This window comes from Mangrovibacterium sp. (assembly GCF_041596335.1).
Lineage (GTDB): Bacteria > Bacteroidota > Bacteroidia > Bacteroidales > Prolixibacteraceae > Mangrovibacterium.
Genome location: NZ_JBFHIT010000061.1, coordinates 19,751 through 27,478, shown reverse-complemented (window position 1 = coordinate 27,478; position 7,728 = coordinate 19,751). Strand labels below are relative to the sequence as shown.

General features: G+C 43.7%; 7 protein-coding genes. 5 read left to right on the top strand and 2 right to left on the bottom strand.

What is annotated here, in order from left to right; all coding sequences use genetic code 11:
* The first annotated feature begins 76 nt into the window (after positions 1-76).
* Together gpmI and ABZD21_RS16740 are read left to right on the top strand one after the other, a co-directional pair.
* Positions 77-1,603, top strand: a complete 1,527-nt coding sequence (gene gpmI / locus ABZD21_RS16745; protein WP_372776255.1) for a 2,3-bisphosphoglycerate-independent phosphoglycerate mutase — start codon at positions 77-79, stop codon at positions 1,601-1,603.
* Positions 1,604-1,658: 55 nt separating this feature from the next.
* Positions 1,659-2,255 (top strand): DUF3109 family protein, encoded by a 597-nt coding sequence (locus tag ABZD21_RS16740; protein WP_372776254.1) that lies wholly within the window; start codon positions 1,659-1,661, stop codon positions 2,253-2,255.
* 73 nt (positions 2,256-2,328) lie between these two features.
* Here the strand turns inward: ABZD21_RS16740 and ABZD21_RS16735 are convergent, their stop codons facing one another.
* Entirely contained in the window at positions 2,329-2,718 is a 390-nt protein-coding gene (locus ABZD21_RS16735; protein ID WP_372776253.1) for a VOC family protein, read from the bottom strand.
* 23 nt (positions 2,719-2,741) lie between these two features.
* A complete protein-coding gene (locus tag ABZD21_RS16730) occupies positions 2,742-3,386 on the bottom strand; it encodes an HD domain-containing protein (protein ID WP_372776252.1) in 645 nt (214 codons plus the stop codon).
* Positions 3,387-3,705: 319 nt separating this feature from the next.
* On the opposite strand from ABZD21_RS16730, the gene ABZD21_RS16725 reads away from it, so the two are divergent.
* The 3 genes from ABZD21_RS16725 to ABZD21_RS16715 all read left to right on the top strand — a co-directional run bounded on the left by ABZD21_RS16725 (position 3,706) and on the right by ABZD21_RS16715 (position 7,689).
* Complete coding sequence (locus ABZD21_RS16725; RefSeq protein WP_372776251.1) at positions 3,706-5,346, top strand: AMP-binding protein; 1,641 nt, start codon at positions 3,706-3,708, stop codon at positions 5,344-5,346.
* Between the two features lie 350 nt (positions 5,347-5,696).
* A complete protein-coding gene (locus ABZD21_RS16720) occupies positions 5,697-6,629 on the top strand; it encodes a bifunctional methionine sulfoxide reductase B/A protein (protein ID WP_372776250.1) in 933 nt (310 codons plus the stop codon).
* A 352-nt stretch (positions 6,630-6,981) separates the two neighbouring features.
* Positions 6,982-7,689 (top strand): OmpA family protein, encoded by a 708-nt coding sequence (locus tag ABZD21_RS16715; RefSeq protein ID WP_372776249.1) that lies wholly within the window; start codon positions 6,982-6,984, stop codon positions 7,687-7,689.
* Positions 7,690-7,728: the final 39 nt, after the last annotated feature.

The following is a 7,728-nucleotide window of genomic DNA, read 5'->3' as shown; positions in this document are numbered from 1 at the left end:
GCTCGTTTTTAATCCTCCTTAAAAAAGAATAATTTTGTGAGCCGAAAGAATAACTAGTTTAAATTGATTATAAATTATGGCTCAGAAAACACTATTAATGATTCTCGACGGATGGGGCATCGGTGATGGTTCTGAACGCGACGTGATTGCTTCAGCATCAACACCATTCATGGATTCTCTGTTGAAAGAATATCCAAATTCGCAACTGCTTACCTCCGGTGAAAATGTTGGATTGCCAGACGGACAGATGGGTAACTCTGAAGTAGGTCACCTGAATATTGGTGCCGGCCGTGTCCTGTACCAGGATATGGTGAAGATTACCAAAGCGATCCGTGAAAAAACCTTGTGGAGTAATCCACAATTGCTGAAAGCTTTTAATTACGCTAAAGACAACAATAAAAAAGTCCACCTGATTGGTCTGATTGGCCCTGGTGGTGTTCACGCTTTAAGCGCGCATATGGTTGCCCTTTGCCAAATGGGGACCGATTTAGGATTGAACGATGTATTTATTCACGGGTTGACTGATGGCCGTGATACCGATCCACGCTCAGGCTATGGCTTTTTGGAGTCGGATCTTGAAGCACTGAAAGGAACCAACGGTAAGTTCGCGTCAATTATTGGTCGCTACTATGGTATGGACAGGGATAAGAACTGGGATCGAATGAAGTTCGCATACGATTTGTATACCAAAGGTGAAGGCGAAAAATCGACCGATTTGCTGGCGACAATTAAAGCTTCATACGAAGCCGGTGTAACCGACGAATTCATCAAGCCAATCAGCATGGTGAAAGAAGACGGAAGTCCGGTAGCTGTGATTGAAGAGGGCGATGTGGTAATTTGCTTTAACTTCCGCACCGACCGCTTACGCCAAACAACAATTGCGTTTACGCAGGAAGATTTACCCGAATTTGGAATGCATGTCATGGATCTGCAATGGTACACTATGACCAGCTATAAAGCTGATTTCAAAAATGTGAATGTGATTTTTGACAAGGTCAATCCAATCAATACGATGGGTGAAATCGTTTCAAATGCCGGACTTAAGCAAATTCGGATCGCTGAAACCGAGAAGTACGCTCACGTAACATTTTTCTTTAGCGGTGGCCGCGAAGAAGAGTTTCCGGGCGAAACCCGGTTGTTGTGCCCATCGCCCAAAGTACCAACCTACGATTTTCAACCTGAAATGTCGGCCCCAAATATAAGGGAAGCCATCATTCCGGAGCTGAAAAAAGGGGAAGTTGATTTTGTTTGTCTGAACTTTGCCAACGGCGATATGGTTGGTCATACCGGCGATTACAAAGCAATTACAAAAGCGGTTGAAGCGGTTGATGCCTGTGCGAAAGAGGTGGTTGAAGTTGCTCGTGCCAATAACTACAATGTATTGATTATTGCCGACCACGGAAATGCCGACAACGCGATTAATCCGGATGGATCACCAAATACGGCTCACTCGCTGAATCCTGTGCCTTGTATTTATGTCAGCGATGATAAAAATTTGAAAATCAAAAACGGTATTTTGGCCGATGTTGCTCCGACTCTGTTGTCAGAAATGGGCTTGGAAATTCCGGCTGAGATGACTGGAGACGTTTTGATTGAACGATAATTGTATTAAGAAATAGATAGATCAAGCCTCTCCTTAGTTGAGGAGGGGCTTTTCAATGAAAAAGATTATGCTCGAAATCGGTAAAACCATCGTTAGTTTTGATGTGATAGAGGAACATTTCCTTTGCGATTTGTTGAAATGCAAAGGTGCTTGTTGTGTTGAGGGGGAGTCAGGCGCACCGCTAACAAAGGAGGAAGCCGTGTTGATTGAGCAAATTTACCCCGATTTTGAAGAATATATTACAGAGGAAGGGAAACAGGTTGTTGCGCAAAAAGGAACATCGGTAATCGACAGCGACGGTGATTTGGTAACACCCTTAATGAGCAATGAAGCCTGTGCTTTTGTGTACACCGATGATCAGGGAATTATTAAATGTGGTATCGAAAAAGCATTTTTGGAAGGCAAAGTCGATTTCCGCAAGCCGGTTTCCTGTCATTTATTTCCAATCCGAATTACGGAATACAAACGGTTTGATGCCCTTAATTACCAGGAAATTGATATTTGTAAACCGGGGCGCCAATGTGGGATAGGGCAAAAACTTCCACTTTATCAATTTCTGAAAGAACCACTGATTCGAAAATACGGGAAAGCCTGGTACGAACAACTGAGCTTCGCTGCCGAACAACGCCCGTGGGAAGAACGGGTTCGGTAACCGACAAATAACGAGGTTCACGAAATGCTGCAGTTCAGTATCGGTATTGGCAGCGAAAAAAATTGGAAATCAACTACTCGGTAAGTTCAATCCGGTTGCCTTCGGGATCTAAAACAACCGACTCGTAAAAGCCGTCTCCGGTTATTCGCGGTTCACTCATCACTCGAAAACCATCAACACGAAGCTTCTCAGTCAGCTCGTCAACTTTCTTTTTCGATCCAACTGAAATCGCGAAATGAATCAGACCGGTGGCCTGTTTTTTTAAATCGTTTCGATTTTGGGGAATTCCCGGCATTTGCATCAGTTCGAGCATGCAATCGCCATTAAAAATCAGAAAGTACGACTTATAATCCTTAGAGTGATTATAATAGGCTTCTTTTGAACTGGCATCAAAATAGTGCAGATAGAAGTTCCGCATTCCTTCCAAATCAGAAGTCCATATCGCAAGGTGTGTAATTTTCATTTGTTAAGTGTGCTTGCCAAATTTCAATTCAAATTCCATTCTTTAAAAAACTGATCGAGATAGAGCTTCATGAATCGATGTCGTTCTTCAGCTAAATGTTTGCCATAGGCTGTATTCATTCGGTCTTTCAGTAACAACAGCTTTTCGTAAAAATGGTTGATCGTTGGAGCCGTTGTTTTTTTGTAAGACTCAAAATCGATGTGCAATTCCGGTTTAACCTGCGGATCGTAAATAAGTCTGTTTTTATTGCCTCCATAAGCAAAAGTGCGGGCAATTCCAATTGCTCCCATGGCGTCGAGACGATCTGCATCCTGAACAATTTGCGCTTCAATACTCGTGGGCGTGGTATCCACATGAGCCCCTTTGTATGATACTTCCGAGATAATTTCTTCGATTTGATCGATCGAACGTTGGCGAATGCCCAATTTCTCCATCCATTTTCGGCTTCTGCTCTCTGTTCCGTTTGGGCTGTGTAGTTTCCAGTCGTCCAGGTCGTGAAGCAGAGCGGCCATTTCAATTAAAAATAGATTCGCCTGCTCGTGTTTGGCAATTTTAACAGCCAATTGCCACACCCGGTGAACGTGCCACCAGTCGTGTCCGCCCGAATCCTGTTCGAATTGCACCCGCACATACATGGCGGTTTCCTGTATATAAACCAACTTATCCATACGCCTAAAATTAAACAAATCTGAGCAGACGTTTTTCGTTTTTGGAAATATTTTCCGATGCTTTGTTGCATTGTTGTCAGAGCTGCTTAAGTGTCACATCTAGAGTGAGATAGTAGCGGCTGGGGGCGAGATTAACATTGTCTGTTAAAAAGAGGCAAGGTTATTGAGTGATAGTTCAGGAACGTTGGTAATTTCGACTGCAGGAGAAACAGATGGCGCTAAAACATGCGTAAAAAGAAATCTGAATTGGAAGAAATAATTACTTTTGCAGGAAATTTTTCCGTTCTTCAATGAATGTGAGGAGGTTGGAGGTTTAATTATGAGTGCAAGTAAAAAATTGACGATACCTGAAATGCTTCAGGTAAGCTTTAGCAAGTTCAGTGCAAAAACAGCATTGACCTTTGTCGGAGAGGAAGGAATGACTTACGAACAGCTAAAAGCAGAAGTGGAAACTCTAGGTGGTAGCCTGCGGAAAATGGGCGTAGGCGAAGGTACGAAGGTCGCGATCCTAAGTGCAAATATGCCAAACTGGGGCATTTCATTTTTTGCCGTTGGTGCTGTTGGTGCGGTAGTTGTCCCAATTCTACCTGATTTTTCAAACAACGAAATCAAGAATATTTTGGCGCATGCCGAAGTGGAATATGTTTTCGCTTCAGAGTCGCTGGTCTCAAAGATAAACGTGGACGAATTGCCAACTATCCGGATTATTCGTATTGAAGATTTTCAAGAATTGAAAGCCGATGGAACCGTTGCCGCAATACCCGACAGTACAAACCAAGCATTTGTTTATGCCGATGTTTCTGAAGAGGATTTGCTGTCGATTATTTATACCTCGGGAACTACAGGTAAATCGAAAGGTGTTTTGTTGACGCATAAAAACATTTGTTGGAATGCTCAGCAAAGTTTGACTTTTCAGTTTATTAACTCGGAGGATCGGTTTTTGTCCATGCTGCCGTTGTCTCACACCTTCGAAAATACACTCGGCTTGATCTTTCCGATCATGTATGGGGCTTCAGTCCATTATTTGCGAAAAGCACCAACTCCAAGTATTTTACTGCCAGCCTTGCAGGAAGTGAAGCCAACCATTATGTTGGCGGTTCCTTTAATTATAGAGAAAATTTTTAAGGGCAAAGTATTACCTCAGATCAATAGTAATCCGGTAACACGGGCTTTGTTTAAGGTGAGGCCGTTCCAGATTTTATTGAGCCGCATTGCCGGAAAGAAGCTGTACGAGACGTTTGGCGGCAAGTTGAAATTTTTCGGAATAGGGGGTGCCAAGCTGGATGATCAGGTTGAACGTTTCTTGATGGACGCGAAATTTCCGCTCGCTATTGGTTATGGTTTAACGGAAACATCGCCACTTTTGGCAGGCGCTGTTGGCAAAAATGTGCGTTTTCTTTCAACCGGAGTCCCACTGAAAGGTGTTGAATTGCGTATTGCCAACGCCGATCCAAAAACCGGCGAAGGTGAAGTTCAGGCAAGAGGGAACAATGTAATGAAAGGCTATTACAAAGAACCTGGTTTGACAGCAGATGTTTTCACCGAGGATGGATGGTTCCGCACAGGCGATCTGGGTAAATTTGACAAAGGTTCATTGTTTATTAAAGGCCGCATTAAGAACATGATTTTAGGTGCCAGCGGCGAAAATATTTACCCGGAAGAAATTGAATCGGTCATCAACCGAATGGAATATGTGCTTGAATCATTGGTGGTTCAGCAAAAAGGCCGTCTGGTAGCAATGGTTCACCTAAATATGGACGAAATTGAAAAGCGCCTCCAGCAAGCCCGGGACGAGGCTGTGTTGAAATTCAATACGAAGGTGGACGACATTTTAGCGGAGATTCAGAAAAAGGTGAATGATGAAGTGAATAAGTTTTCACGTATTCAGATGGTTGTTCTTCAACCTGTTCCTTTCGAGAAAACACCAACAATGAAAATTAAGCGATTCCTTTATCTCTAAAGAAGAATCGAAACGATAATAGTGCTGATCCCCGACTGATAACCAGTTGGGGATTGCTGTTTTAGTAGGGGCTAAATTGGTTTTGTTTCCTTCGATTTTACTATTCGCAATGATCAGGAGGTAAACACAAGCTTCTTTTCAAACGTTTCATCATAGGAACGGATTGCTGCTACCTCTCTTCCCGATTCGTGGATCGGGTAATACTCTATAACTTTCCGATGAGTTTACAGTGATCCATTCTGCCCTGGATTAAAGTTGAAAAACGGCCGGTGCCGATACTGAAGTTCGTGTCGGACCGTAATCAAACGAAAACAAAGTTCAAGAAAGGAAAACGGAAAATGAAACGAACCATGTCTGTCATATTTGTCGCACTTTTTGCATTGAGCAGTTGTGCACAAGGGGTAAAAGAATTGCCGAACGAAAAGGATAGTCGCTATTATCGGCCACTAACAGCAGCGGAAAAAGATGTTATTGAACGTAAAGGAACAGAGGCTCCGTTTAGCGGCAGCTATGATGATTTTTATGCCGACGGCCTTTATGTTTGCAGGCGCTGTGGAGCAGAGCTGTACTGGTCTACCGACAAGTTTAACTCCGATTGTGGCTGGCCAAGCTTTGACGATGAAATACCAGGAGCAGTTAGCCGAGTTCCGGATGGTATGCGAACGGAAATTACCTGTACCCAATGCGGAGCTCATTTAGGGCATGTTTTCCTGAACGAAGGATTTACCGAAAAAAATACACGGCATTGTGTTAATTCAATTTCGCTGAAGTTTATACCGGCCCGTGCCGAAAAAGGAGCCAGACAGGATACAGCGATTTTTGCCGGCGGCTGCTTTTGGGGTGTTGAGTATTATTTGGAACAGGCGCAGGGAGTCATTGATGTTGAAGACGGGTATATTGGTGGGCACAAAGAAAATCCTACCTATGAAGACGTTTGCAGTAATTTAAGTGGTTATGCGGAAGCAGTTCGTGTGGTATTCGACCCGGCGAAAACAGATTTTGAAACATTGGCCCGACTGTTTTTCGAAATTCATGATCCAACGCAGGTGAATCGGCAGGGGCCTGACATTGGAGACCAGTATCGTTCCGAGATTTTTTATAAAAACGTGGAGCAAAAACAAACTGCTGAAAAACTGATTGACATTCTGGAACAAAAGGGTTACGAGGTAGCCACACGAGTGACACCGGCTTCAATGTTTTATAGTGCCGAAGCTTATCACCAGGACTACTACGAAAGAAAAGGGGGCACACCTTATTGCCACAACTACACCAAGCGGTTTTAGTGCCTGTGTTTCTTGTCGTATTTGCAGGAGGGGTATTGCCGCATTCTCGTTATGGGGAGATTGTGTTGTACTTTACCCGAACTCTGCTGTTTTGTGGCGCATGTTGTATCCCTGGTGAATTCCTGCGGTGAGCTTCTCTCCTGAGTCCAGATTATTTAACATTTAGGAAGATCGTAATCTCGAAACAACTCCTAATTTTGCGTCGGGATTTTTCACGAAAAGGGGAAGCCAAAAACAATTAAAAGGATCATATGTTACATGTAGCAAGTCGTCACGACGATTTCGTATAAAAAGAGATTGTTGTGAAGAGCTTCATTCGGTAACGAAGAAAACAGATTTAAAACAAATGAAAATGAAAAGGTTTAACTACGGAATAGCTTTGTTGTTGTGCGGGGCTATTTTATTCTCAGGTTGTTCAAGCAGTAGAATGGCAACAACAAGTAATAAAACAAAAGGAGGATTAATTGGTGGTGCCGGAGGCGCGTTGATTGGTGCCGGAATAGGTGCATTAGCCGGAAAAGGTAAAGGTGCTGTGATTGGTGCTGCTGTGGGTGGTGCTGTTGGAGCCGGAGCCGGAGTGCTGATTGGTAATAAAATGGATAAGCAAAAAGCTGAGCTCGAGCGAATTGAAGGTGCACAGGTTGAAACAATAACTGATTCAAATAACCTTCAGGCCATTAAAGTGACTTTCGATAGCGGTATTTTGTTTGCCACAGGTAAAAGTACATTGAGCACAGCATCGAAAGACGCACTGGTAAAATTCGCCAGCTCGTTACAATCGACTCCGGAAACTGATGTGACAATCTACGGACACACCGATAACACCGGTTCTCGGGAGATCAACGTGAGGCTGTCGAACGAACGTGCCGAGTCGGTGGCCAAGTATTTGATTGCAAACGGTGTAATGGGGGCTCGCCTTACAACTGAAGGAAAAGCCTATGACGAGCCGGTTGCCAGCAACGAAACAGTCGAAGGTCGGGCGCAGAACCGCCGGGTCGAAATCTACATTGTTGCGAATGAGCAAATGATTCAACAGGCCGAAGATGGTACGCTGAAATAGACGATAGAGTATATACTTTGAAAGGGCTGCTTCAAGATT

Bases quoted from the DNA above. Each gene is read 5' to 3' on its own strand.
- gpmI (WP_372776255.1), top strand. From the start codon at position 77: ATGGCTCAGAAAACACTATTAATGATTCTCGACGGATGGGGCATCGGT.
- ABZD21_RS16740 (WP_372776254.1), top strand. From the start codon at position 1,659: ATGAAAAAGATTATGCTCGAAATCGGTAAAACCATCGTTAGTTTTGAT.
- ABZD21_RS16735 (WP_372776253.1), bottom strand. From the start codon at position 2,718: ATGAAAATTACACACCTTGCGATATGGACTTCTGATTTGGAAGGAATG.
- ABZD21_RS16730 (WP_372776252.1), bottom strand. From the start codon at position 3,386: ATGGATAAGTTGGTTTATATACAGGAAACCGCCATGTATGTGCGGGTG.
- ABZD21_RS16725 (WP_372776251.1), top strand. From the start codon at position 3,706: ATGAGTGCAAGTAAAAAATTGACGATACCTGAAATGCTTCAGGTAAGC.
- ABZD21_RS16720 (WP_372776250.1), top strand. From the start codon at position 5,697: ATGTCTGTCATATTTGTCGCACTTTTTGCATTGAGCAGTTGTGCACAA.
- ABZD21_RS16715 (WP_372776249.1), top strand. From the start codon at position 6,982: ATGAAAAGGTTTAACTACGGAATAGCTTTGTTGTTGTGCGGGGCTATT.